This is a genomic window from Streptomyces sp. NPDC014907 (assembly GCF_055562975.1).
This window is the reverse complement of the sequence record NZ_JBVHEG010000014.1, coordinates 40,092-63,755: the sequence shown is the minus strand read 5'-3', so window position 1 is coordinate 63,755 and position 23,664 is coordinate 40,092. Positions and strand designations below refer to the sequence as shown.

16 protein-coding genes are annotated in these 23,664 nt (G+C 69.5%); 13 read left to right on the top strand and 3 right to left on the bottom strand.

What is annotated here, in order from left to right; all coding sequences use genetic code 11:
- Positions 1 to 13 precede the first annotated feature (13 nt).
- Together ACZ3IL_RS26880 and ACZ3IL_RS26875 are read left to right on the top strand one after the other, a co-directional pair.
- Complete coding sequence (locus ACZ3IL_RS26880; RefSeq protein WP_467394325.1) at positions 14 to 1,867, top strand: DUF4357 domain-containing protein; 1,854 nt, start codon at positions 14 to 16, stop codon at positions 1,865 to 1,867.
- Positions 1,864 to 3,117, top strand: a complete 1,254-nt coding sequence (locus ACZ3IL_RS26875) for an McrC family protein (protein WP_467394323.1) — start codon at positions 1,864 to 1,866, stop codon at positions 3,115 to 3,117. The genes ACZ3IL_RS26880 and ACZ3IL_RS26875 overlap by 4 nt, the downstream gene beginning before the upstream one ends.
- A 265-nt stretch (positions 3,118 to 3,382) precedes the next feature.
- On the opposite strand, the gene ACZ3IL_RS26870 is transcribed toward ACZ3IL_RS26875, so the two are convergent.
- Positions 3,383 to 4,912 carry a helix-turn-helix domain-containing protein gene (locus tag ACZ3IL_RS26870; protein WP_467394321.1) on the bottom strand — a complete coding sequence of 510 codons (1,530 nt, stop codon included), beginning with the start codon at positions 4,910 to 4,912 and terminating at the stop codon, positions 3,383 to 3,385.
- Between the two features lie 51 nt (positions 4,913 to 4,963).
- Positions 4,964 to 5,320: a VOC family protein gene (locus ACZ3IL_RS26865; protein ID WP_467394319.1), complete on the bottom strand. Its 357-nt coding sequence runs from the start codon at positions 5,318 to 5,320 to the stop codon at positions 4,964 to 4,966.
- Positions 5,321 to 5,861: 541 nt separating this feature from the next.
- Here ACZ3IL_RS26865 and acnA point away from each other — a divergent pair.
- Complete coding sequence (gene acnA, locus ACZ3IL_RS26860; RefSeq protein WP_467394317.1) at positions 5,862 to 8,576, top strand: aconitate hydratase AcnA; 2,715 nt, start codon at positions 5,862 to 5,864, stop codon at positions 8,574 to 8,576.
- Between the two features lie 113 nt (positions 8,577 to 8,689).
- Here acnA and ACZ3IL_RS26855 read toward each other — a convergent pair whose 3' ends face one another.
- The gene (locus ACZ3IL_RS26855) at positions 8,690 to 9,607 is read right to left on the bottom strand and encodes an FG-GAP repeat domain-containing protein (RefSeq protein WP_467394315.1); all 918 of its coding nucleotides are present in this window, start codon (positions 9,605 to 9,607) and stop codon (positions 8,690 to 8,692) included.
- Positions 9,608 to 10,168: 561 nt separating this feature from the next.
- Between ACZ3IL_RS26855 and ngcE the strand changes: the two genes are divergently transcribed.
- The 10 genes from ngcE to ACZ3IL_RS26805 all read left to right on the top strand — a co-directional run bounded on the left by ngcE (position 10,169) and on the right by ACZ3IL_RS26805 (position 23,608).
- Positions 10,169 to 11,614 carry an N-acetylglucosamine/diacetylchitobiose ABC transporter substrate-binding protein gene (gene ngcE / locus ACZ3IL_RS26850; RefSeq protein ID WP_467394313.1) on the top strand — a complete coding sequence of 482 codons (1,446 nt, stop codon included), beginning with the start codon at positions 10,169 to 10,171 and terminating at the stop codon, positions 11,612 to 11,614.
- Positions 11,615 to 11,715: 101 nt separating this feature from the next.
- Positions 11,716 to 12,645: a carbohydrate ABC transporter permease gene (locus tag ACZ3IL_RS26845; protein WP_467394311.1), complete on the top strand. Its 930-nt coding sequence runs from the start codon at positions 11,716 to 11,718 to the stop codon at positions 12,643 to 12,645.
- Complete coding sequence (locus ACZ3IL_RS26840) at positions 12,645 to 13,586, top strand: carbohydrate ABC transporter permease (protein ID WP_467394309.1); 942 nt, start codon at positions 12,645 to 12,647, stop codon at positions 13,584 to 13,586. The genes ACZ3IL_RS26845 and ACZ3IL_RS26840 overlap by 1 nt, the downstream gene beginning before the upstream one ends.
- 204 nt (positions 13,587 to 13,790) lie before the next feature.
- Entirely contained in the window at positions 13,791 to 15,002 is a 1,212-nt protein-coding gene (locus tag ACZ3IL_RS26835; RefSeq protein WP_467394419.1) for an ROK family transcriptional regulator, read from the top strand.
- A gap of 122 nt (positions 15,003 to 15,124) precedes the next feature.
- Positions 15,125 to 16,189 carry a substrate-binding domain-containing protein gene (locus ACZ3IL_RS26830; protein WP_467394307.1) on the top strand — a complete coding sequence of 355 codons (1,065 nt, stop codon included), beginning with the start codon at positions 15,125 to 15,127 and terminating at the stop codon, positions 16,187 to 16,189.
- 283 nt (positions 16,190 to 16,472) lie between these two features.
- Positions 16,473 to 17,252: an ATP-binding cassette domain-containing protein gene (locus tag ACZ3IL_RS26825; protein WP_388696649.1), complete on the top strand. Its 780-nt coding sequence runs from the start codon at positions 16,473 to 16,475 to the stop codon at positions 17,250 to 17,252.
- A 44-nt stretch (positions 17,253 to 17,296) separates the two neighbouring features.
- Positions 17,297 to 18,577 carry a sugar ABC transporter permease gene (locus ACZ3IL_RS26820; RefSeq protein ID WP_467394417.1) on the top strand — a complete coding sequence of 427 codons (1,281 nt, stop codon included), beginning with the start codon at positions 17,297 to 17,299 and terminating at the stop codon, positions 18,575 to 18,577.
- Between the two features lie 237 nt (positions 18,578 to 18,814).
- The gene (gene dxs / locus ACZ3IL_RS26815; RefSeq protein ID WP_467394305.1) at positions 18,815 to 20,734 is read left to right on the top strand and encodes a 1-deoxy-D-xylulose-5-phosphate synthase; all 1,920 of its coding nucleotides are present in this window, start codon (positions 18,815 to 18,817) and stop codon (positions 20,732 to 20,734) included.
- A 201-nt stretch (positions 20,735 to 20,935) separates the two neighbouring features.
- Entirely contained in the window at positions 20,936 to 22,414 is a 1,479-nt protein-coding gene (locus ACZ3IL_RS26810; protein ID WP_467394303.1) for an amino acid permease, read from the top strand.
- A 99-nt stretch (positions 22,415 to 22,513) separates the two neighbouring features.
- On the top strand, positions 22,514 to 23,608 hold the full coding sequence (locus ACZ3IL_RS26805) for a PLL family lectin (RefSeq protein WP_467394301.1): 1,095 nt from the start codon (positions 22,514 to 22,516) through the stop codon (positions 23,606 to 23,608).
- The last annotated feature ends 56 nt before the right edge of the window (positions 23,609 to 23,664 follow it).

Sequence of the window (23,664 nt, the reverse complement as noted above, 5' to 3'; positions counted from 1 at the left end):
GCCGAGGAGACCGATGTCCGATTCGTACCCGGAGTTCCAGCTGCGTCTGCCGCACGGCGGGCCGTTCGCGAGGGGTCGGCTCCTGTCCGAGATGGGAACCAACGGCAGCCAGAAAATGATGGTGCTCGCCGGATCCCCGGCGCGGCCGGAGGTCGTGCCGTCGTTCGCGGTGCGGACCCCGTCCTCGCACAGGCTGCGCGAAAAGCTCATCGCCGAGGGGGCGATACGCGAGACGACCACCCGGCCGGGATGGCTCGAAGTCGTGCAGGACGTGGAGTGCAACTCGCCGTCCGCCGCGGGCGACATCCTCGTGGGCCGCAGCTGCAACGGGTGGATGGAGTGGAAGACGGCCGACGGCCGACCGCTTGCCGACTTCCTCGACCATGTCTGGTCGGGCCCCAGCCGGGTTTGGCTGGTGCGTGGGCCCCATTCCGTAGGGCCCGACCTGTTCCGACGCGTGTGGCTTCCTGACGGCAGGGTGTCCCTTGCCGCTGCTCGACTGCGTCCGGACGTCACCCGAGGCGTCAGCAAGGACCAGCTGCGCACCTTCGTCGACGAGGACTACGAGTCGACCGCGTCGTATACCGAGAAGATGCAGCTCGCAGAGGAATTGCATGCTTTCTTCTCCAGGATGCGACCGGGTGACACGGTGTGTGCGGTCTCTGACGGTCGGCTGTACGTCGGTGAGATCACGGGCAATGTGGAACAGCGCACAGCCGAGGACGGAAGCCGGACTCTGTGGCGCCCCGTGGAGTGGGGTGGCGATGGCTTCGATCTGGAGGAGCTGCCCGAGGAACTCCGGCAGAAGTTGTCAGTGAGCCACGACGTGGTCGACCTCACCGTGGTCAAGGCCATCGTCGACGGCCTCGGGGTCAGCGATGAGGAACTCGTGGAGGAAGCCCGGGACAGTGGGGTCGCACCCGGTGTCGAGCCTCTGGCCGTCACCGTTCGCCGAGACGTGGAGCTTCCGGAGCCCGCCGAAGCGTTGCGGAAGAAGCTCAACGTGCACTCGCTGGAATGGCTGCAGGACGTCAGACAACTCCTCGACGACGAGCGGCAGCTGATCTTCTACGGTCCTCCGGGGACCGGGAAGACCTTCCTCGCGCAGGAGCTCGCCGAGTTTTTCGGTGGTGGACGGGAGCAGGTCAAGCTCGTTCAGTTCCATCCTTCGTACTCCTACGAGGACTTCTTCGAAGGATTCCGCCCTCGCGAGGACCCCAGGACCCGTGAGGTCGCCTTCCGGCTCACGGCCGGGCCCCTGCGGGAGTTCGCCGAACTGGCTCGCCGCGAGGGCAACAGGCACATCCCCCACTTCCTGGTCATCGATGAGATCAACCGGGCCAATCTCGCCAAGGTGTTCGGCGAGCTCTACTTCCTCCTTGAATACCGGGACCGGTCGGTTCGGCTGACCTACTCGGACGAGGACTTCTCCCTGCCGCGCAACCTCTTCGTCATCGGGACCATGAACACGGCCGACCGCTCGATCGCCCTCGTGGACGCGGCGATGCGCCGGCGGTTCGCCTTCGTCGAGCTGTCCCCGCGAATCGAGCCGACCCGTGGGCTGCTGCGCAGCTGGCTGGAGGCCACGGAGCGGGATTCCGAGCCCGCGGACCTGCTGGAGGCCCTCAACGCCCGTATCGACGACCCGGACTTCCAGATCGGGCCCTCGTATCTGATGAAGCCCGGCGTCTTCCGCGAGGGAGGACTGGAGCGGACATGGCGGACCAAGATCCTCCCGCTGCTGGAGGAGCACCACTACGGCGACGACATGGACATCGAGGGCCGCTACGGGCTGCCGGAGCTGCGCAAGGCGCTGGCATCGCGGGCAGCGTCCCCGGAGCCGGGTGAAGGGGCCGGCTCGGAGTGACGCCCGTCGTCTCGCTCGTCGAGCACGGGCCCGCACGGTCCTTGCGTCTGCCGGATGCCGTGGGCCGCGCACTGGCCGCCGAGAAGGTTCTCGAAGAGGCCGGGCCGGACCCGTACGAACCCGGCGCCTGGCGACTGCGCGCAGGAAGCAAGGTCGGAGCTGTCGCGATCACCGCACCGGGCGGCGAGAGCGTCACGGTGCGCATCACCCCCAAGGTGCCGGTCGCTCGCCTCTTCTTCCTGATCGGCTATAGCAGCGACCCGCGAGGCTGGCGGGACGGCGGCGTCGATCTGGCTGAACATGACGAGTTGCTCCCGGCACTCGCTCACCTCGTCGAGCGGCAGATCGACCGTGCCTTGCGGCAAGGCCTGCTCCAGGGCTATCGGACCACCGAGGAGTCGTCCCATGTCGTACGGGGCCGGCTTCGCGAAGCCGAGCAGATCCGGCGCCGGTTCGGGATGTCGCTGCCCGTGGAGGTGACCTTCGACGAATTCAGCACCGATATCGCCGAGAACCGCCTCCTGCACGGGGCCGTCGACCGTCTGCTGCGCCTTCCGGACGTTCCCGGAGCCGTACGTGCCCGCCTGACCCACCAGCGGTCCCGGCTGGCCGACATCACACCGCTCGTGCCGGGGCAGGCACCTCCCGCATGGCGACCGACACGGCTCAACACCCGCTATCACGCGGCGCTCCACCTCGCAGAGGTGGTGCTGAAGGGATCGTCGGCCGAGCACCTGCCCGGCCGGCTGCGCATGGACGGATTCCTCTTCGACATGAACGGCGTCTACGAGGACTTCGTCTGCAAGGCGCTGCGGGAGGCAATGCGTACCCACGGAGGAAGGAGCGCCCTCCAGGCGCAGAACATCCACATGGACGAAGGTGAATCCATTCGCCTGAGACCAGACTTCGTCTGGTACGGAGACTCCGGCATGCCGATGGTCGTTGCCGACGCCAAGTACAAGGCCCGCAGGAATCGGGGATTTCCGAACGAGGACCTGTACCAGATGCTGGCCTACTGCACGGCCCTCGGGCTGCCCGAGGGACATCTGGTGTATGCGAAGGGCAGCGCTCCGCACACCAGCCACCGCGTGCGACACGCGGGGACCGTGCTCCACCAGCATGCGATCGACCTGGACCAGCAGCCCGCGGGACTGCTTGCCGAGATCGGCGCATTGACCCGCCGCATGGTTCACGAATCAGCGAAGTCGAGTACAGGAAGGCAGTCCTCTGGGCGTTCCTCGGATACCTGAGCCGCTGATCGTGACGTGTGGCCGTGCACCCTGAGTGCCCGAAGGTCAGCTGAGCCGGGTCTTCTCCGATTGGGTGGCTGCTCTGCGTGATTATCATGACGCATCTCGCGGAGCATCGGCGACGCTGGCTCCCGGGCCCCCAGAGGCCGACAGTTTCTCCGCCTGGCTCAAAGTCCCAGAGAAGTCCCACAGTCGCTGCGAATCCCCTCCTGGCCCGCATATATGCAGGTCAGGAGGGGGTTAGTGAAGCTTCCGCTGAAGACGGTCAGATGTCCCGGAAGATCTCGATCTGCGCCCCCACCGAATTCAGCCGCTCCGCCAGGTCCTCGTACCCCCTGTTGATGACGTACACGTTCCGGAGGACCGACGTGCCCTCGGCGGCCATCATCGCGAGGAGGACGACCACGGCGGGGCGCAGGGCCGGCGGGCACATCATCTCGGCGGCGCGCCAGCGGGTGGGGCCCTCGACCAGGACGCGGTGCGGGTCGAGGAGCTGGAGGCGGCCGCCGAGGCGGTTGAGGTCGGTGAGGTAGATCGCGCGGTTGTCGTAGACCCAGTCGTGGATCAGGGTCTTGCCCTGCGCCGTGGCCGCGATGGCCGCGAAGAAGGGGACGTTGTCGATGTTCAGGCCGGGGAACGGCATCGGGTGGATCTTGTCGATCGGCGCCTCCAGCTTGGAGGGACGGACCGTCAGGTCGACCAGGCGCGTGCGGCCGTTGTCGGCGCAGTACTCGGCCGAGCGGTCGTGGTCGAGGCCCATCTCCTCCAGGACGGCGAGCTCGATCTCCATGAACTCGATCGGGACCCGGCGGATCGTCAGCTCCGACTCGGTGACCACGGCGGCGGCCAGCAGGCTCATCGCCTCGACCGGGTCCTCGGAGGGGGAGTAGTCGACGTCCACGTCGATCTGCGGCACGCCGTGGACGGTCAGGGTGGTGGTGCCGATGCCGTCCACCCGGACGCCGAGGGCCTCCAGGAAGAAGCAGAGGTCCTGGACCATGTAGTTGGAGGAGGCGTTGCGGATGACGGTCACGCCGTCGTGCCGGGCGGCGGCGAGCAGCGCGTTCTCGGTGACCGTGTCGCCGCGCTCGGTCAGGACGATCGGGCGGCCGGGGGAGACCGAGCGCTCCACCTGGGCGTGGTAGATGCCCTCGGTGGCCGTGACCTCCAGGCCGAAGCGGCGCAGCGCGATCATGTGCGGCTCGATCGTGCGCGTGCCGAGGTCGCAGCCGCCGGCGTACGGCAGCCGGAAGCGGTCCATGCGGTGCAGCAGCGGGCCGAGGAACATGATGATCGAGCGGGTGCGGATGGCGGCCTCGGAGTCGATGGACTCCATGTCCAGCTCCGCCGGCGGCACGATCTCCAGGTCCACGCCCTCGTTGACCCAGCGGGTGCGCACGCCGATGGAGTTGAGGACCTCCAGGAGCCGGAAGACCTCCTCGATGCGGGCGACCCGCCGCAGGACCGTGCGGCCCTTGTTGAGGAGCGAGGCGCAGAGCAGCGCGACGCAGGCGTTCTTGCTCGTCTTGACGTCGATGGCACCGGAGAGGCGGCGGCGGCCGACGACCCGGAGGTGCATGGGGCCCGCGTATCCCAGGGACACGATCTCGCTGTCCAGGGCTTCGCCGATCCGGGCGATCATCTCAAGGCTGATGTTCTGGTTGCCGCGCTCGATGCGGTTGACGGCGCTCTGGCTCGTGGCCAGTGCTTCGGCGAGCTGCGTCTGGGTCCAACCACGGTGCTGCCGGGCGTCACGGATGAGCTTGCCGATGCGTACGAGGTAGTCGTCTGCCATGGCGTCACGTTATCTCAGATATGAGATGAAGATCGTAGCGGGGGTGGACCGTCAGGGTGAAAGGCCGTGCGCGGTCGGGTGACGCGGTTCGTACAGGGGGAGTTCGGTCCCGCTCGGCAGCCGGACGGCCGCGAGCAGGCCCCACCCCTGGTCGCTGATGGCCCGCGAGATCTCCGCGCCCCGGTCCTCCAGGACCGTCAGGGTGCGCGTGAGGTCCTCGCACATGAAGTACATCTCCTGCCTCGGCCCGGCCTCCGTGGGGAGCACCACGATCTCGGCCGGCGGCAGCCCGAAGACGAGCCAGCCGCGCCCGGCGTCCACGTGTCCGAAGCCGAAGACGTCCCGGAGGAAGTCGCGGTCGGCCTCCGCGTCCTGGGTGTAGAGGGTCACATGCACGCCGCTGAACATGCCCCGATCCTCGGTGCCCCGCGCGGAAGCGGCCACCGGGCCGCGTCCGTACGGGGCGGGGTCGTGTGCGTGGGGGTGGGGGCGTGTGCGTGGGGGTGGGGATCGTGTTCGTGCGGGTCGGGGTCGCTGCCGCGACCGGGGTGACCGGGGCGATCGGGACACCCGGGGGGCCGAACCGGCGGTTCCGGAACGGGAGGCCGGCTCGGCGGCGTGCTCGGCACCGGCCCGGGGAGTGGCGCCCACCACGCGATCGCCGACGCGGCCGTACCGCCGGCGCGGCCGCACCACCGACGCGACCGCACCGCCGAGAAGCGTCCCCGAACCGCGCCGTCGCGTGCTTCGGCGGCGGTCGCGGGCGTCCGGGCATGACCGAACGGCGGGGATGCACTAGAGTTATCTCGACATCGAGATAACTGCTTACGGCGCACCGTGGCCGCCCGGCTGGTAAGGGTTACCTAACTAAGTCTTACCTTAACGGATTCACGAGGGGTCGTGGCGGCAGTATGACGGTAGTACGCGCACATTGATGAAGGAGACTGTCGTGTCGGCGAACAGCTTCGACGCCCGCAGCACGCTGCGCGTGGGCGACGAGTCGTACGAGATCTTCAAGCTGGACAAGGTCGAGGGCTCCGCGCGCCTCCCTTACAGCCTGAAGGTCCTCCTGGAGAACCTGCTCCGCACCGAGGACGGCGCGAACATCACCGCCGACCACATCCGGGCCCTCGGCGGCTGGGACTCGCAGGCTCAGCCGAGCCAGGAGATCCAGTTCACGCCCGCCCGCGTGATCATGCAGGACTTCACCGGTGTGCCCTGCGTCGTCGACCTCGCCACCATGCGCGAGGCCGTCAAGGAGCTCGGCGGCGACCCGGCGAAGGTCAACCCGCTCTCCCCGGCCGAGCTGGTCATCGACCACTCGGTCATCGCCGACAAGTTCGGCACCAAGGAGGCGTTCGGCCAGAACGTCGAGCTGGAGTACGGCCGCAACAAGGAGCGCTACCAGTTCCTGCGCTGGGGCCAGACCGCCTTCGACGACTTCAAGGTCGTCCCGCCCGGCACCGGCATCGTCCACCAGGTGAACATCGAGCACCTGGCCCGCACGGTCATGGTCCGCAACGGCCAGGCGTACCCCGACACCCTCGTCGGCACCGACTCGCACACCACCATGGTCAACGGCCTCGGCGTGCTCGGCTGGGGCGTCGGCGGCATCGAGGCCGAGGCCGCGATGCTCGGCCAGCCGGTCTCCATGCTCATCCCGCGCGTCGTCGGCTTCAAGCTGACCGGCGAGCTCCCGGCCGGCACCACCGCCACCGACCTCGTCCTCACGATCACCGAGATGCTGCGCAAGCACGGCGTCGTCGGCAAGTTCGTCGAGTTCTACGGCGAGGGCGTCGCCGCCACCTCCCTCGCGAACCGCGCCACCATCGGCAACATGTCGCCGGAGTTCGGTTCCACCGCCGCGATCTTCCCGATCGACGACGAGACCCTGAAGTACCTCAGGCTCACCGGCCGCTCCGAGCAGCAGGTCGCGCTCGTCGAGGCGTACGCCAAGGAGCAGGGCCTCTGGCTCGACCCGGCCGCCGAGCCCGACTTCTCCGAGAAGCTGGAGCTCGACCTCTCCACGGTCGTCCCGTCCATCGCCGGCCCGAAGCGCCCGCAGGACCGCATCGTCCTCGCCGACGCCGCCGAGCAGTTCAAGCAGGACGTCCGCAACTACGTGGACTGCGTCGACGAGGCGGGCAAGGAGTCCTTCCCGGCCTCCGACGCCCCGGCCGTCGCCAGCACCGCCCCGTCGAACCCGGTCGAGGTGACCGCCCCCGACGGCACCACCTACACCCTCGACCACGGCGCCGTCACCGTCGCCGCGATCACCTCCTGCACCAACACCTCGAACCCGTACGTCATGGTCGCCGCCGCGCTCGTCGCGAAGAAGGCCGTGGAGAAGGGCCTGACCCGCAAGCCGTGGGTCAAGACCACCCTCGCCCCGGGCTCGAAGGTCGTCACCGACTACTTCGACAAGGCGGGCCTCACCCCGTACCTCGACAAGGTCGGCTTCAACCTCGTCGGCTACGGCTGCACCACCTGCATCGGCAACTCCGGCCCGCTGCCGGAGGAGGTCTCCAAGGCCGTCAACGAGCACGACCTCGCGGTCACCTCGGTCCTCTCCGGCAACCGGAACTTCGAGGGCCGCATCAACCCCGACGTCAAGATGAACTACCTGGCCTCCCCGCCGCTGGTCGTCGCGTACGCCCTCGCGGGCTCCATGAAGGTGGACATCACCAAGGACGCCCTGGGCGTGGACCAGGACGGCAAGCCGGTGTACCTGGCCGACATCTGGCCGACCGAGGCCGAGGTCAACGACGTCGTCGCCAACGCCATCGGTGAGGACATGTTCAACAAGTCCTACCAGGACGTCTTCGCGGGCGACGCCCAGTGGCAGGCCCTGTCGATCCCGACCGGCGACACCTTCGAGTGGGACGCCGAGTCCACCTACGTCCGCAAGCCCCCGTACTTCGAGGGCATGACGATGGAGACCACGCCGGTCACCGACATCACCGGTGCCCGCGTCCTGGCCAAGCTGGGCGACTCGGTCACCACCGACCACATCTCCCCGGCCGGTGCCATCAAGGCCGACACCCCGGCCGGCAAGTACCTCACCGAGCACGGTGTGGAGCGCCGCGACTTCAACTCCTACGGCTCGCGCCGCGGCAACCACGAGGTCATGATCCGCGGCACCTTCGCCAACATCCGCCTGCGCAACCAGATCGCGCCGGGCACCGAGGGCGGCTACACCCGCGACTTCACGCAGGACGGCGGTCCGGTGTCGTTCATCTACGACGCCTCCCGCAACTACATCGAGCGGGGCGTCCCGCTCACGATCCTCGCGGGCAAGGAGTACGGCTCCGGCTCGTCCCGCGACTGGGCCGCCAAGGGCACCGCGCTCCTGGGCGTCAAGGTCGTCGTCGCCGAGTCGTACGAGCGCATCCACCGCTCGAACCTCATCGGCATGGGCGTCCTGCCGCTCCAGTTCCCGGAGGGCCAGTCCGCCCAGAGCCTCGGTCTGACCGGCGAGGAGACCTTCTCCTTCACCGGCGTCGAGGAGCTGAACAACGGCACCACGCCGCGCACGGTCAAGGTCACCACCGACACCGGTGTCGAGTTCGACGCGGTCGTCCGCATCGACACGCCCGGCGAGGCGGACTATTACCGCAACGGCGGCATCATGCAGTACGTGCTGCGGAACCTGATCCGCGGCTGACGCCCGGAACCCCGGCACGAAGCGGGCCCCGCTCCTCGGAAGAGGAGCGGGGCCCGTTCGGTTCTCTCACGGCCGTGCCGCCGGGGCACGGGGCGTCAGGGACGCCGGAACCGTCAGAAGATCAGACGGTAGGTGTTCCAGCCCGTGCCGATCTTCTTGCGGGGCTTGAACGCGGGCGTCTTGGAGCCCGTGCCCGGGTACAGCCACAGCACGCCCGCGGAGTCACGGGCGACCAGGTCGGTGACGCCGTCGTAGTCGACGTCGCCGCTGGAGACGAAGGTGGGCAGGCTGTTCCAGCCGCTGCCGGCCTGGTAGCGGTTGCCGAACGGCTTCGAGTAGTTGCCCGTGCCCGGGTACACCCACAGGTTGCCGGCGCCGTCGCGGGCGACCAGGTCGTTCTTGCCGTCGTTGTTCAGGTCACCCTTGCCGGTGATCTGGTTCATGCCGCCCCAGCCGGTGCCGACCTTGACGCGCGGGGCGAGCTTGCCGTTGCCGTACCCGAGGTACAGGTACAGGTTGCCGGAGGCGTCCCGGGCGAGCAGGTCGTCCGCGATCGCACCGCCGAGGTTGCCCACGGAGACGACCTTGTTGAAGACGCCCCAGCCGGCGCCGAGGGAGATCTCCTCCTGGCCCCAGGCGGTGTAGGACAGACGGCCGCCGGTGACGTCCCAGGCGCCGTCGGTCTCGCCGTCGCCGTTCTGGTCCGCCATGGTGAGGTGGGCGGTGTACTGCCAGCCGCTGCCGACGTACTGGCGGTCGCCGAAGCCGCCGGTGCCGTTCGGCAGGTACGCGTACATGAAGCCCGACTTGTCCACGCCGCGCAGCTCGCCGTCGGCGACGGCGGAGGCGTTGGACGCGGCGAACGTGCTCGCCTTCGGCGCCGCCTGCTGGACCGCCGAGGCGGAGCGGGCGGGCTGCGGCGCGTCGGCCGCGACGGCGGCCGTGGTGGTGCCGACGAGAGCGGCGGTTATCGCCGCGACCGTGACGCGGGACAGTGCGCCCGCACGGTTCAGGCCAGAAAAGTTGGCCACGTAGTACTCCAGATCCGAGTGGAAAAAGACGATCCCCGCCGCGCGTCCGTCGCGAGGAAGGCGCGGGCGGGACCCCTATGATCTCGTATCTTCCTCACGGGATCTTCACCTGTCGACGGGTTTGTGACACAGCTGTTTCCGTCCCGGTCATATATCCGGTTCGTCCCCTTGGCCGTCCGGATGTTTGTCCCCCATATGTCCGGACGTGGCGTGACCCGGCGTCACCGGCTTCGCGGACGGCCTCCAGTACGGGCACGGCCGGTCCGGTGTCAAGGGTGTCCGCCGACGGATGGTTGGACGAAACGCCGCAGATCCGGCCTGGTCATCCCGCAGGTCTCAACTCGGGAAAGATGGCTGCCGAAACCTGCTTTCGATCTTGCTCAGGCGAAGGGAAGTGGACTATACCTGTCGGCGTCCAGCCAGTCGTATTCACAGACGACGGCCCGACGCGTGCACGACCCGGCTGCAAATGACCGCGGTGGCGGGGCCCTTCGCCTGAGGCGAGTGAGAACGGGCGACCGGTACACCGCCTGAGTCCTGAATGAAGGCGAGGACTTGAGCATGGGATCCACCTCCGCACAGACCAATGAGGGCCTTGGCCGTCGCGATCTGATCAAGCGTTCCGCCGCTATCGGTCTGATCTCCGTACCGACCATGGGCTTCCTGTCCGCCTGTGCGAGCAGTGACAGTGGTGGCAACGGAAAGGTCGAGAAGGGGACGAAGTCCGACAAGAACCCCCTCGGCGTGAACGATTCGGCCCCGCTCGACTTCGTCCTCTTCGACGGCGGATTCGGACAGCAGTACGCCAAGGACGCGATCAAGGTCTACGAGACCAATTACCCCAAGGCGAAGGTCAAGTTCACCCCGACCCAGAAGATCACCACCACCCTGCAGCCGCGCTTCAACGGCGGCACCCCGCCGGACCTCATCGACAACTCCGGCGCCGAGCAGATGGACATGGGCGTCCTCGTCGGCCAGAAGCAGCTCGCGGACCTCACCCCCCTCCTCGACGCGCCCTCCGTCGACGACCCGAAGAAGAAGGTCCGCGACACCCTGCGGCCCGGCATCGTCGAGATGGGCAGGTTCGACGGCGAGCAGGTCTGGATCCTGTACTACGCCTACACGGTCTACGGCGTCTGGTACTCGCAGAAGCTGCTCGACTCGCTCGACGCCAAGTACCCGGAGACCTGGGACGAGATGCTGGCCGTCTGCGAGAAGGCCAAGAGGAAGGGCATCGCCGGCTGGACGTACGCGGGCAAGCACCCCTACTACGTGCCCTTCTCGCTCTACCCGATGATCGGCAAGGTCGGCGGCCGCGAGGTCCTGGACGCCATCGACAACCTGGAGCCCAAGGCCTGGGAGCACCCCGCCGTCAAGGCGTGCTTCGAGGCGTACTACGAGCTCGTCCGCAAGGGGTACATCCTCAAGGGCACCCCCGGCCTCGACCACATCCAGTCGCAGACCGCCTGGACCGAGGGCAAGGCGCTGTTCATCCCGAACGGCTCCTGGGTCGAGAACGAGGCCGCGAAGACCATGCCGGCCGACTTCAACCTGGCCGTCTCCGCCCCGACCGGCCTCGACGCCTCCGACAAGATGCCCTTCGGCACCATCTGGGCGTCCGGCGGCGAGCCCTTCGTCGTCCCGGCCAAGGCGAAGAACGCGGAAGGCGGCATGGAGCAGCTGCGCATCATGCTCAGCGAGGCCTCCTCCAAGAACTTCACCCAGTCGGTGAAGTCCCTGTCGGCCTACAACGGCGGCACCGACGGCATCGAGCTGACCCCGGGCCTCAAGTCCGGTGTCGCCGCCCTGGAGAAGGCCGGCCAGAACGTCGTCAACCCGCGCCTCCAGGACTGGTACGTCGCCCTCCAGAAGGAGAAGATCGGCGTCGCCGGCATCGGCGAGATGATGGCCGGGCGCGCCACCCCCGCCGAGACGATCAAGAAGATCCAGAAGTTCGCCGACGAGGCGGCCAAGGACTCGAGCATCAAGCACTACAAGCACCAGTGACCACTGCCGGGGCCCCTTCCCGCCGACCGGGAGCGGGCCCCGGGCTCTTCGCGCGCCACACCAGCGGCGCGCCTCCGCGGGAAGATCGGGGTCGGTAGGAAATGCAACACGGCAAGTACCGTTTCATCGTGGGGTTCCTGGCGGCCCCCCTCGCGCTCTACGCGCTGTTCGTCGTCTGGCCGTTCATCCAGTCCATCTACTACTCCTTCACGGACTGGACCGGACTGAGTCCCGAATTCGGAATGATCGGATTCGGCAACTACAGCAGGATGCTGGACGACGAGGTCTTCTGGAAATCGCTCCAGCACAGCCTGACCTTCGCGGTGGTGCTGCCGCTCGTGACGGTCGGTCTCGCGCTGTTCTTCGCGTTCATGCTCAATGTCGGCGGTCGGCGCCGCAAGGGCGCGGCCATCGCGGGCGTGCGCGGTTCCTCCTTCTACAAGATCGTCTATTTCTTCCCGCAGGTGTTGTCGATCGCGATCGTCGCGCTGCTCTTCCAGTTCGCGTACAACCCGAACAGCGGAGCCATCAACTCCTTCCTGAAGGGCATCGGGCTCGGCGACGTCCAGCCGGACTGGCTCGGCGACCCGGACCTCGCCCTCATCTGCGTGATGGTCGTCCTCGTCTGGTCCACCGTCGGCTTCTTCGTGGTCCTCTTCTCGGCCGGCATGGCGTCCATTCCGAGGGACTTCTACGAGGCGGCGCTGCTCGACGGCGCGAACCGCTTCACCACCTTCTTCAGGATCACCCTGCCGCTGCTCTGGGACACCGTGCAGTCCGGGTGGATCTACATGGGCATCCTGGCGCTCGGCGCGGAGTCCTTCGCCGTGGTCCAGATCATGACCGTCGGCCCCAGCGGCGGCGGTCCCGACTACTCGACCATCGTCCTTCCGTTGTACGTGTACCAGAAGGCGTTCCGGGACGGTCAGGCCGCCTACGCCACGACCATCGGCGTCGCCCTCCTCGTCGTCACGCTGGCCTTCGCGGCCGTCGTGATGAAGCTGGGCCGGCGTGAGCGGCTGGAGTTCTGATGAAGACGACCGACACTGCCACCACCGGTCCCGACCGGACCCCCGGCCACCCGGCGGGCCCCGGGACCGCCGTCACCAAGACCACGGCCGCCGGCCCCCGGGGGAAATCCCGGGGCGAGGGCGGGGTCCTCAACGTCTTCTCGCACGGCGTCCTGATCATCTGGGCGATCATGGTCGTCATGCCGCTGCTCTGGGCGGTCATGACCTCCTTCAAGACCGACAAGGCGATCTTCACCTCGCCCTGGTCGCTGCCCGACGGGCTGCACTTCGAGAACTGGTCGCGCGCCTGGACCGAGGCGCACATGAGCGACTACTTCCTGAACACCCTCCTGGTGGTCGGCGGCTCGCTGTTCGGCACCCTGCTCCTCGGCTCGATGGCGGCCTACGTCCTGGCCCGCTTCGAGTTCCCGGGCAACCGCTTCATCTACTTCCTCTTCATCGGGGGGATGAGCTTCCCGATCATCCTGGCGCTCGTGCCGCTGTTCTACGTGATGCAGAACATGGCCCTGCTCAACACGCTGCACGGCCTGATCCTCGTCTACATCGCGTACTCGCTGCCCTTCACCGTCTTCTTCCTCACCGCCTTCTTCCGCACCCTGCCGACCTCGGTGGCGGAGGCGGCGTTCGTGGACGGCGCCTCGCACACCCGCACCTTCTTCCAGGTGATGCTGCCGATGGCCCGGCCCGGCCTCATCAGCGTCGGCATCTTCAACTTCCTCGGGCAGTGGAACCAGTACCTGCTGCCGACCGTGCTCAACACCGAGCCGGAACAGAAGGTGCTCTCGCAGGGCCTGGTGCAGCTCGCGGTCAGCCAGGGCTACAAGGGCGACTGGTCCGGTCTCTTCGCCGGCCTGGTGATGGCGATGCTCCCGGTCCTCGCCGCCTACATCATCTTCCAGCGGCAGGTGGTGGCCGGCCTGACCGCCGGTGCCGTGAAGTGACCCCCGGGGCCGTTCCGGCCCCGCCGCCGCCTCCGAGGGGCCCCCGGTACGCCGGGGGCCCCTCGGTCGTGCGACGCGCCGGGAAACCGGCCGGAGACACCGGGTGAACCGCACCTCCGAGACTCAAGGTCTTGACGGGGAGCAAGCCGAAAGCGTCCCCTTAGAGTTCACATGTTGGAGAAAACGGTGGGAGTGAGTGAGTCGATGGAGACTCCGGGGTCGCAGACTTCTCTGCACAGGGCCAATCTCGAACGGGTCGTCCGGGCGGTGCGCATGGCCGGCTCGCTCACCCAGGCGGAGATCGCCCGGGCGACGGGCCTCTCCGCCGCCACGGTCTCCAACATCGTGCGGGAGCTGAAGGACGGCGGCACCGTCGAGGTCACGCCCACCTCCGCCGGGGGCCGCCGGGCCCGCAGCGTCTCGCTCTCCGGCGACGCCGGCATCGTGATCGGGGTCGACTTCGGCCACACCCACCTCCGGGTCGCCGTGGGCAACCTGGCCCACCAGGTGCTCGCCGAGGAGGCCGAGCCGCTCGACGTCGACGCCTCCGCCGCCGAGGGCTTCGACCGGGCGGAACAGCTGGTCAAGCGGCTCGTCCTGACCACCGGGATCGGCCCGGACAAGGTGATCGGCGTCGGCCTCGGCGTACCGGGCCCGATCGACGTCTCCTCCGGCACCCTCGGATCGACGTCGATCCTGCCGGGGTGGAGCGGCATCAACCCCGCCGAGGAGCTCTCGGGCCGCCTCGGGGTCCCCGTGCACGTCGACAACGACGCCAACCTCGGCGCGCTCGGCGAGCTGGTCTGGGGCGGCGGCCGGGGCGTCAAGGACCTGGCGTACATCAAGGTGGCCAGCGGCGTCGGCGCCGGCCTCGTCATCGACGGACGGGTCTACCGGGGCCCCGGCGGCACCGCGGGGGAGATCGGGCACATCACCCTGGACGAGTCGGGGCCGGTCTGCCGCTGCGGCAACCGGGGCTGCCTGGAGACCTTCACGGCCGCCCGCTACGTCCTTCCGCTGCTCCGGCCGAGCCACGGGCCCGACCTGACCATGGAGCGGGTCGTCCAGCTGGCCCGGGAGGGCGACCCCGGCTGCCGCCGGGTGATCGCGGACGTCGGGCGGCACATCGGCAGCGGCGTCGCCAACCTCTGCAACCTCCTCAACCCCAGCCGGGTGGTGCTCGGCGGCGACCTCGCCGAGGCGGGCGAGCTGGTCCTCGCGCCCATCAGGGACTCCGTCTCGCGCTACGCCATCCCCAGCGCCGCCCGGCAGCTCTCGCTGGCCCAGGGAGCGCTCGGGGGACGCGCCGAGGTGCTCGGCGCCCTCGCCCTCGTCCTGAGCGAGATGGGCGATTCGACCCTGCTGGAGAGCGCCCTGCCCGCGGCGGCCCCGGCCTCCCGCCTTGCCTTCACTTAGATAACGAACACTACCGTTGTCATCTCGTTAAGAATTTACTTCTTGACGTCAACGTTGCGGCCGAGTTGACTTCGTGCAACCTCGGCCGCAACGTCGCGGCCTCGTCAGGGAGGCAACCCCACATGAACGCAGTGACGCGTCGTGCCGTCATAGCCACGGCCGCGGTCTCGATGGCCCTCTCGCTCGCCGCCTGCGGCCAGGCCGGCGGCGGCGACAGCGGAGACAAGGGCAGCACGACCAAGATCGGCCTGCTCCTTCCCGAGAACAAGACCTCGCGCTACGAGGCCCTGGACAAGCCCCAGTTCGAGAAGGCCGTCAAGGCCGCGTGCGGCGACTGCGAGGTCGTCTACAACAACGCGGTCTCCGACGTCGTCAAGCAGAAGCAGCAGTTCGACCAGTTCATCGCCGACGGCATCAAGGTCATCGCCCTGGACCCGGTGGACGCCGCCAAGGCCGAGGGCTGGGTCAAGGACGCGAAGGCCAAGGGCGTCAAGGTCGTCGCGTACGACCGCGCGATCCCGGGCGCCGACGCCTACGTCAGCCACGACAACAACAAGGTCGGCGAGCTCCAGGGCCAGGCCCTGCTGGCCGCGCTCGGCGCGAAGGCCGCCACCGCCAACGTCGTGATGATCAACGGCGACGAGAAGGACCCGAACGCCGCCCTGTTCAAGAAGGGCGCCCACACCGCCCTCGACGGCAAGGTCGGCAAGATCGCCTACGAGGCCTCCGGCGAGTGGGACCCGAAGATCGCGGGCGAGAAGATGTCCGCCGCGATCTCCTCGGTCGGCAAGGACAAGATCGGCGCCGTCTACTCCGCCAACGACGGCATGGCCGGCGGCATCATCACCTCCCTGGAGAACGCCGGCGTCAAGGGCATCCCGGTCGGCGGCCAGGACGCCGAGGTCGCGGGCGTCCAGCGCATCATCGCCGGTTCGCAGACCTTCACCATCTACAAGTCGCCGCTCCAGCTCGCCCCCGAGGCCGCCAAGTTCGCGGTGAACCTCCTCAAGGGCAAGGACCTCGGCGCCCAGGGCACGACCGACGGCGTGCCGTCCACGCTCTTCCCGCCGGTCGTGGTCGACAAGACCAACATCCAGACCACGGTCGTCAAGGACGGCATCTACAAGGCCGCCGACCTCTGCACCGCGGACCTCGCCGCCAAGTGCACCGAGCTGGGCGTCAAGTAGGCCCCGGCACGAACCCGCCGGGCCCCCGGGCCCGGCGCCACGGACCACGGACCCGGCCGCCCCTCCCGTGAGGGGCGCCGGAACCCCGCCCGCGTACAGAGGGTGAAGCCCGCGTACGGCCGGCGCGCGTCCGCGTCCGTCCCCTTCGACCCGTCCGGTCCCCGGCCGACCCAGACCCCGCTGTCGGCCCGGGACCGGACGGGCTCACCCCCCCCTCGAACTTTGGCGCTGCACCGGCGGCGCGACATGCCGCCGCCCGCGGGCGGCGAAGGAGTTGGTTCACGTGTCCCAGACGCCCGTGCTGGCGTTGCGCGGGATCTTCAAGCGATTCGGAGCGGTCCAGGTCCTCTCCGGTGTCGATCTCGAAGTCCACGCAGGTGAGGTCGTCGCGCTCGTCGGCGACAACGGAGCGGGAAAGTCCACGCTGGTCAAGACGATCGCCGGCGTGCACCCCATCGACGAGGGCGTCATCGAGTGGGAGGGCCGGCAGGTCGAGATCTCCCGCCCGCAGGACTCCCAGAGCCTCGGCGTCGCGACCGTCTACCAGGACCTCGCGCTCTGCGACAACCTCGACGTCGTCGCCAACCTGTTCCTCGGCCGCGAGATCAAGAAGGGCGGCGTCCTCGACGAGGTCGCCATGGAGAAGCGCGCGAAGGACCTCCTCTCCACCCTCTCCATCCGCATCCCCAGCGTCCGCATCCCCGTCGCCGCCCTCTCCGGCGGTCAGCGGCAGGTCGTCGCCATCGCCCGCGCGCTGGTCGGCGACCCCAAGATCGTGATCCTCGACGAGCCGACCGCCGCCCTCGGCGTCGAGCAGACCGCCCAGGTCCTCGACCTGGTCGAGCGGCTGCGCGAGCAGGGCCTCGGCGTCATCCTCATCAGCCACAACATGGCCGACGTGAAGGCCGTCGCGGACACCGTGGCCGTCCTGCGCCTGGGCCGCAACAACGGCACCTTCCCGGTCGCCACCACCACCCACGAAGAGATCATCGCCGCGATCACCGGTGCCACGGACAACGCCGTGACCCGTCGCCAGGCCCGCAACGCGGAGGTAGCGAAGTGAGCAAGTCCCCGCAGGCCTCGCAGCCCGCGAGCGACCCGGCCGCGGTGCCCGACCCCCGCGCCCCCGAGGGCGACGCGCCGGTCACCGAGGCCCCGGCCGCCGCCGCGGTGCCCGCCGTCGACCCGCGCCTCCTCGTCCGCGAGCAGGGCTTCAAGGGGTACGTCGACGAGTTCCGGCGCAAGATCCGCTCCGGCGAGATCGGCTCGCTGCCCGTCGTCGTCGGCCTCATCGTCATCGGCGTCGTCTTCCAGGCCCTCACCGGCAACTTCATCACCCCGTACAACCTCGACCAGATCACGCTGTACGCGGTCGGCCCCGGCATCATGGCCGTCGGCATCGTCTTCGTCCTGCTGCTCGGCGAGATCGACCTCGCCGTCGGTTCCGTGGCCGGTCTCGCGGGCTCCGTCTGGGGCGTCCTCGGCACCGACATGCCCGACGGGCTCGCCATCCTCCTCGGCATCCTGTCCGGCACCCTGATCGGCGCCTTCCACGGCGTCGTGTTCGCCAAGATCGGCGTGCCCGCCTTCGTCGTCACCCTCGCCGGCTTCCTCGGCTGGGCCGGCCTCCAGACCTGGGTGATGGGGGAGCGCTCCACCATCTCCACCCCGATCGGCAGCTTCGTCGGCGACCTCACCAAGTACTACTTCTCCGACGTCGCCGCCGCCTACGGCCTCGCCGTCGCCGTGGTCGCCGCCTTCTACCTGGCCCAGTTCCGCGACGCGCGCCGCCGCCGGACCGCCGGCCTTCCGCACCGCCCGCAGAGCGAGATCGCCCTGCGCACCGCCGTCCTCGCGGTCCTGGTCCTCGTCGCCGCGTACGGCTTCAACCAGCAGCAGGGCCTGCCGCTCTCGCTGGTGATCTTCCTGGTGATCCTGCTCGTCACCGACTTCGTGCTCCGCCGCACCACCTACGGCCGCCAGGTCTTCGCCGTCGGCGGCGGCATCGAGGCGGCCCGCCGGGCCGGCATCAACGTGGCGTGGATCCGCGTCTCGGTCTTCATGATCTCCGGCACCCTGGGCGCCGTCGGCGGTCTCTTCCTCGCCTCCGCGACCGGCGGCGCGGACCGCTCCCTCGGCGGCGGCAACCAGCTCATGATGTGCATCGCCGCGGCGGTCATCGGCGGCACGTCCCTGTTCGGCGGGCGCGGCAAGGTCTGGTCGGCGCTCCTGGGCATCCTGGTCATCCAGTCGATCGTCCAGGGCCTCAACCAGCTGAACCTGTCCTCCAACGCGATCCAGTACATGATCACCGGCGCGGTCCTCCTCATCGCCGTGATCATCGACTCGGTCTCCCGCCGCACGCAGAAGACGGCGGGACGCGCCTGACACACCCGGGAACCCCGCGCGCGTAACGCTCGCCACACCGCCCGGCGCCGTGAAACCGGCGCCGGGCGGTCTGGCGTCCCGAGCAGTACGGGACGTTCCGCCGCGGGCGGCACGGACGCCGGGTTTCCGGCCCGGGGAACGACGCCCCGCCGCCCGGCCCGATGCCCGCGATCCGGGACGGAACATTAGACTCGACGAATCGGCAAGCTCGACCAGCTCAAACGCAAGGAGGAACGGGTGGCTCTGCTGACCCGTATCAGGGGACCGCGAGACCTGGACCGGCTCTCCCCGGAGCAGCTGGACCAGCTGGCCGACGAGATCCGGACGTTCCTCGTGGACGCCGTCTCCAAGACCGGCGGGCACCTCGGGCCCAACCTCGGCGTGGTCGAGCTGACCATCGCCCTGCACCGGGTGTTCGACTCCCCGAAGGACAAGGTCCTCTGGGACACCGGCCACCAGAGCTACGTCCACAAGCTCCTCACCGGACGTCAGGACTTCTCGAAGCTCAAGATGAAGGGCGGCCTCTCCGGCTACCCCTCGCAGGCCGAGTCCGAGCACGACGTCATCGAGAACTCGCACGCCTCCACGGTCCTCGGCTGGGCCGACGGTCTGGCCAAGGCGAACGAGGTCCTGAAGAAGGACGACCACGTCGTGGCCGTCATCGGCGACGGGGCCCTCACCGGCGGCATGGCCTGGGAGGCGCTGAACAACATCGCCGCCGCCAAGGACCGCCCGCTGGTCATCGTCGTCAACGACAACGAGCGCTCCTACGCGCCCACCATCGGCGGCCTCGCCAACCACCTGGCGACCCTGCGCACCACCGACGGCTACGAGCGCTTCCTCGCCCGCGGCAAGGACATCCTGGAGCGCACCCCGGTCGTCGGGAAGCCGCTCTACGAGACGCTGCACGGCGCGAAGAAGGGCCTCAAGGACTTCATCGCCCCCCAGGGCATGTTCGAGGACCTCGGCCTCAAGTACGTCGGCCCCATCGACGGCCACGACATCGAGGCCCTGGAGTCCGCCCTGACGCGCGCCAAGCGCTTCGGCGGCCCCGTCATCGTCCACTGCCTCACCGAGAAGGGGCGCGGCTACCAGCCCGCCCTCCAGGACGAGGCCGACCGCTTCCACGCCGTCGGAAAGATCCACCCCGACACCGGTCTGCCCATCGCCTCCTCCGGCGCCGACTGGACCGGCGTCTTCGCCGACGAGATGGTCGCCCTGGGCAAGGAGCGCGAGGACATCGTCGCCATCACCGCGGCCATGCTCCAGCCCGTCGGCCTCGACAGGTTCGCCAAGGCCTTCCCCGACCGGGTCTTCGACGTCGGCATCGCCGAGCAGCACGCCGCGGTCTCCGCCGCCGGCCTCGCCACCGGCGGCCTCCACCCGGTCTTCGCGGTCTATGCCACCTTCCTCAACCGCGCCTTCGACCAGGTCCTGATGGACGTGGCCCTGCACAAGTGCGGCGTCACCTTCGTCCTCGACCGGGCCGGCGTCACCGGCACCGACGGCGCCTCCCACAACGGCATGTGGGACATGTCGATCCTCCAGGTCGTGCCCGGCCTGCGGCTCGCCGCCCCGCGCGACGCCGACCAGGTCCGTGCCCAGCTCCGCGAGGCCGTCGAGGTCACCGACGCCCCGACCGTGGTCCGCTTCTCCAAGGGCGCGGTCGGCCCGGCCGTCCCCGCGCTGCGCCGCGTCGGCGGCATGGACGTCCTCCGCGAGCCCGGCACGGACCGGCCCGACGTCCTCCTGGTCTCCGTGGGCGCCCTCGCGCCCATGTGCCTGGAGATCGCCGACCTCCTCGACCGGCAGGGCATCTCCACCACCGTGGTCGACCCCCGCTGGGTCAAGCCCGTCGACGAGGCCCTCGCCCCGCTCGCCGAGCGCCACCGGGTCGTCGTGACCGTCGAGGACAACAGCCGCGTCGGCGGCGTCGGCTCGGCCGTCGCCCAGGCGCTCCGCGACGCCGGGGTGGACGTGCCGCTGCGCGACTTCGGCATTCCGCCCCGCTTCCTCGACCACGCCTCGCGCGGCGAGATCCTGGCGGAGATCGGCCTGACCGCCCCGGACATCGCACGGCAGGTCACCGGCCTCGTCTCGCGGTTCGACGGCCGGTACGAGGGCAGCGCCAAGGCCGTGGAGCCCGTCGGCGACTGACGCCCCGGCAGCCTCCGGGACCGTCCTTTGGGCCGGTCGGTTCACCCTCCCGGGTGCCGACCGGCCCATTCGCGTGCATTCTGGCTCTGTTCGGGGAGACGTATCCCAGCCCCCGGCTCGCGGGGGCGCCGAGACCGACGTCGGACAGAGCGCGGAGGTACCACGGTGAGTACGGACCAGCGGCCACGGGCCAATTCCGGCATGTTCCGGACCAAGTCGGTCGAGCAGTCGATCCGCGACACGGAGGAACCGGAGCACGCCCTCCGGAAATCCCTGTCCGCCTGGGACCTCACGGTCTTCGGCGTCGGCGTCATCATCGGCACCGGCATCTTCGTCCTCACCGGCAAGGTCGCCAAGGAGAACGCCGGACCGGCGACGGCCATCGCCTTCGTCGCCGCCGGCGTCGTCTGCGCCCTCGCCGCCCTCTGCTACGCCGAGTTCGCCTCGACGGTGCCGGTGGCGGGTTCGGCCTACACCTTCGCGTACGCCTCCATCGGCGAGCTGCCCGCCTGGATCATCGGCTGGGACCTGGTCCTGGAGTTCGCCCTCGGGACGGCGGTGGTGGCCGTCGGCTGGTCGGGCTACGTCCGCTCGCTCATGGACAACATCGGCTGGCACCTGCCCGCCGCCCTCGAAGGCCCGGACGTGGCGGGCGGGACCTTCGACATCCTGGCGTTCGTGCTCGTCCTGGTCCTCACGGTCGTCCTCGTCCTGGGCATGAAGCTGTCCGCCCGCATCACCACGATCGTCGTGGCGATCAAGGTGACCGTGGTGATGATCGTGATCGTCGCCGGCCTGTTCTTCGTCGTCGGCGACAACTACAAGCCCTTCGTCCCGCCCGCCGTCACCCCGGAGGGCGGCGGCTCCAACTGGAGCTCCCCGCTGGTCCAGCTGCTCTTCGGGTACGAGCCGACCAACTTCGGCGTCATGGGCATCTTCACCGCCGCCTCCGTCGTCTTCTTCGCCTTCATCGGCTTCGACGTGGTGGCCACCGCCGCCGAGGAGACCAAGCTGCCGCAGCGGGACATGCCCCGGGGCATCCTCGGCTCGCTCCTCATCTGCACGGTGCTCTACGTGGCCGTCTCGCTCGTCGTCACCGGCATGCAGAACTACAAGGAGCTGTCGGTGAGCGCCCCGCTCGCCGACGCCTTCAAGGCCGCCGGGCACCCCTTCTACGCGGGCGTCATCAGCTTCGGCGCCGCCGTCGGCCTCACCACGGTCTGTCTGATCCTGCTGCTCGGCCAGACCCGCGTCTTCTTCGCGATGAGCCGCGACGGCCTGCTGCCGCGCTTCTTCTCCGTCACCCACCCCCGCTTCCGGACCCCGTACCGGCCGACGATCCTGCTCGGCGTGATCATCGCGGTCGTCGCCGGCTTCACCAGCATCAACGAGCTGGCGACCCTGGTGAACATCGGCACCCTCTTCGCCTTCGTGGTGGTCGCGGCCGGCGTCATCATGCTCCGCCGCACCCGGCCCGACCTGCCGCGCGCCTTCCGCACCCCCTGGGTGCCCGCGCTGCCGGTCCTCTCCATCGCCGCCTCGCTCTGGCTGATGCTCAACCTGCCGGGCGAGACCTGGTTCCGGTTCGCCGTCTGGATGCTCATCGGCTTCGTCGTGTACTTCCTGTACGGGCGCCGTCACAGCCGGCTCGCCCGGGAGGACGGGGCCGTCCAGCGCTGAACGGGTGACGCCGGAGGCACGGGGAACGGGGCCCGGGAGGGCGGCTACAGTCGGCTCGTACCCGAACTCCCCCCGATGACCGGAGTGCTGGATTCCCCCATGGCGAACCGATCCCAGGCCCCCCTCGCCCACCTCCACGACCCCGCCGGGGCCCTGCGGCTGAAAGGCCCCTGGCTGACCCGCGGCAAGGAAGGGAGATTCAGCGCCTATCTGCCCCGGGACGGCGAGGTGGTGCGCTGGACCGAGGGCTCCGACGGCCGCTGGACCGGCCCCGTGTCGCTCGGCGGCGGCGGGCTGGCGCCGGGCCTCTCGGTGGGACAGGGGACCGACGGATACGTCCACCTCGTGGCGGCCCGGCCGGTGGCCGACGGCGAACCCGACCACGTCGAGCTGGTGCACACCGTCCAGTTCCAGACGGGCCGGCCCGCCCTCGAATGGCGTCCGCTCGCCCACCCCAACGGCAGGTCCTACGCCTGGACGGGCAACCCGAGCGTGACCGTGGACGGCATCGGCCGCGCGTACGTCTTCTGCCGCAACGGGGGCGGGGGCGTCAGCGTGCGGGCCCAGAAGGACGCGGGCGGCTGGCACCCCTGGTGGGACCTGCTCGGTTCCAAGACCGACCCCTCACCGGTCGCCGTCACCAACGGCCTCGGCTTCGTCGAGCTGTACAGCTCGCACGCCAAGGGCCTCGTCCGCTACGTCCAGCGCGAGTCCGGGGCCAAGCCGATCCGCGAGGAACTGCTGCCCGCCTCGGTGGCCATGGGCACGCTCGCGGCCGTGACCGGCCCCTCCGGACACGTCACCCTCTTCTACGTCGACCAGGAGGACGGCCTGCGCGCCTGGTCCCCGGAGCGCGGCCTCGAACCGACGCTCCTCGGCCGGGCGGCCGGCACGGGCCCGCTGTTCGCGACCCGCTGTCTCGTCGGCGGCTCCGACCGCACGGTCCTCGCCCGGCGGACCGCCGACGGCCGGATCGCCCTCACCGGCCGCCCGAGCGAGCGCGAGGAGGAGGGGGAGGAACTGGCCTGGACGGAGACCGGGGACCCGCAGGACGGGCCGGACACCGTCCTCGCCCAGGGGCCCGACGGCGGCCTCGTCGTGATGACCGCGGCCCCCGGACGCCCGCCGGTCGTCGCCCGCCCGGACGCGGACGGGGAAGGGCTCCGCCTCGGGGACCGGCGCTCCATAGGCTGAGACCGCCCGCACGCGGACGGCCCCGGCACCTGGGAAGAGGTGCCGGGGCCGTCCGC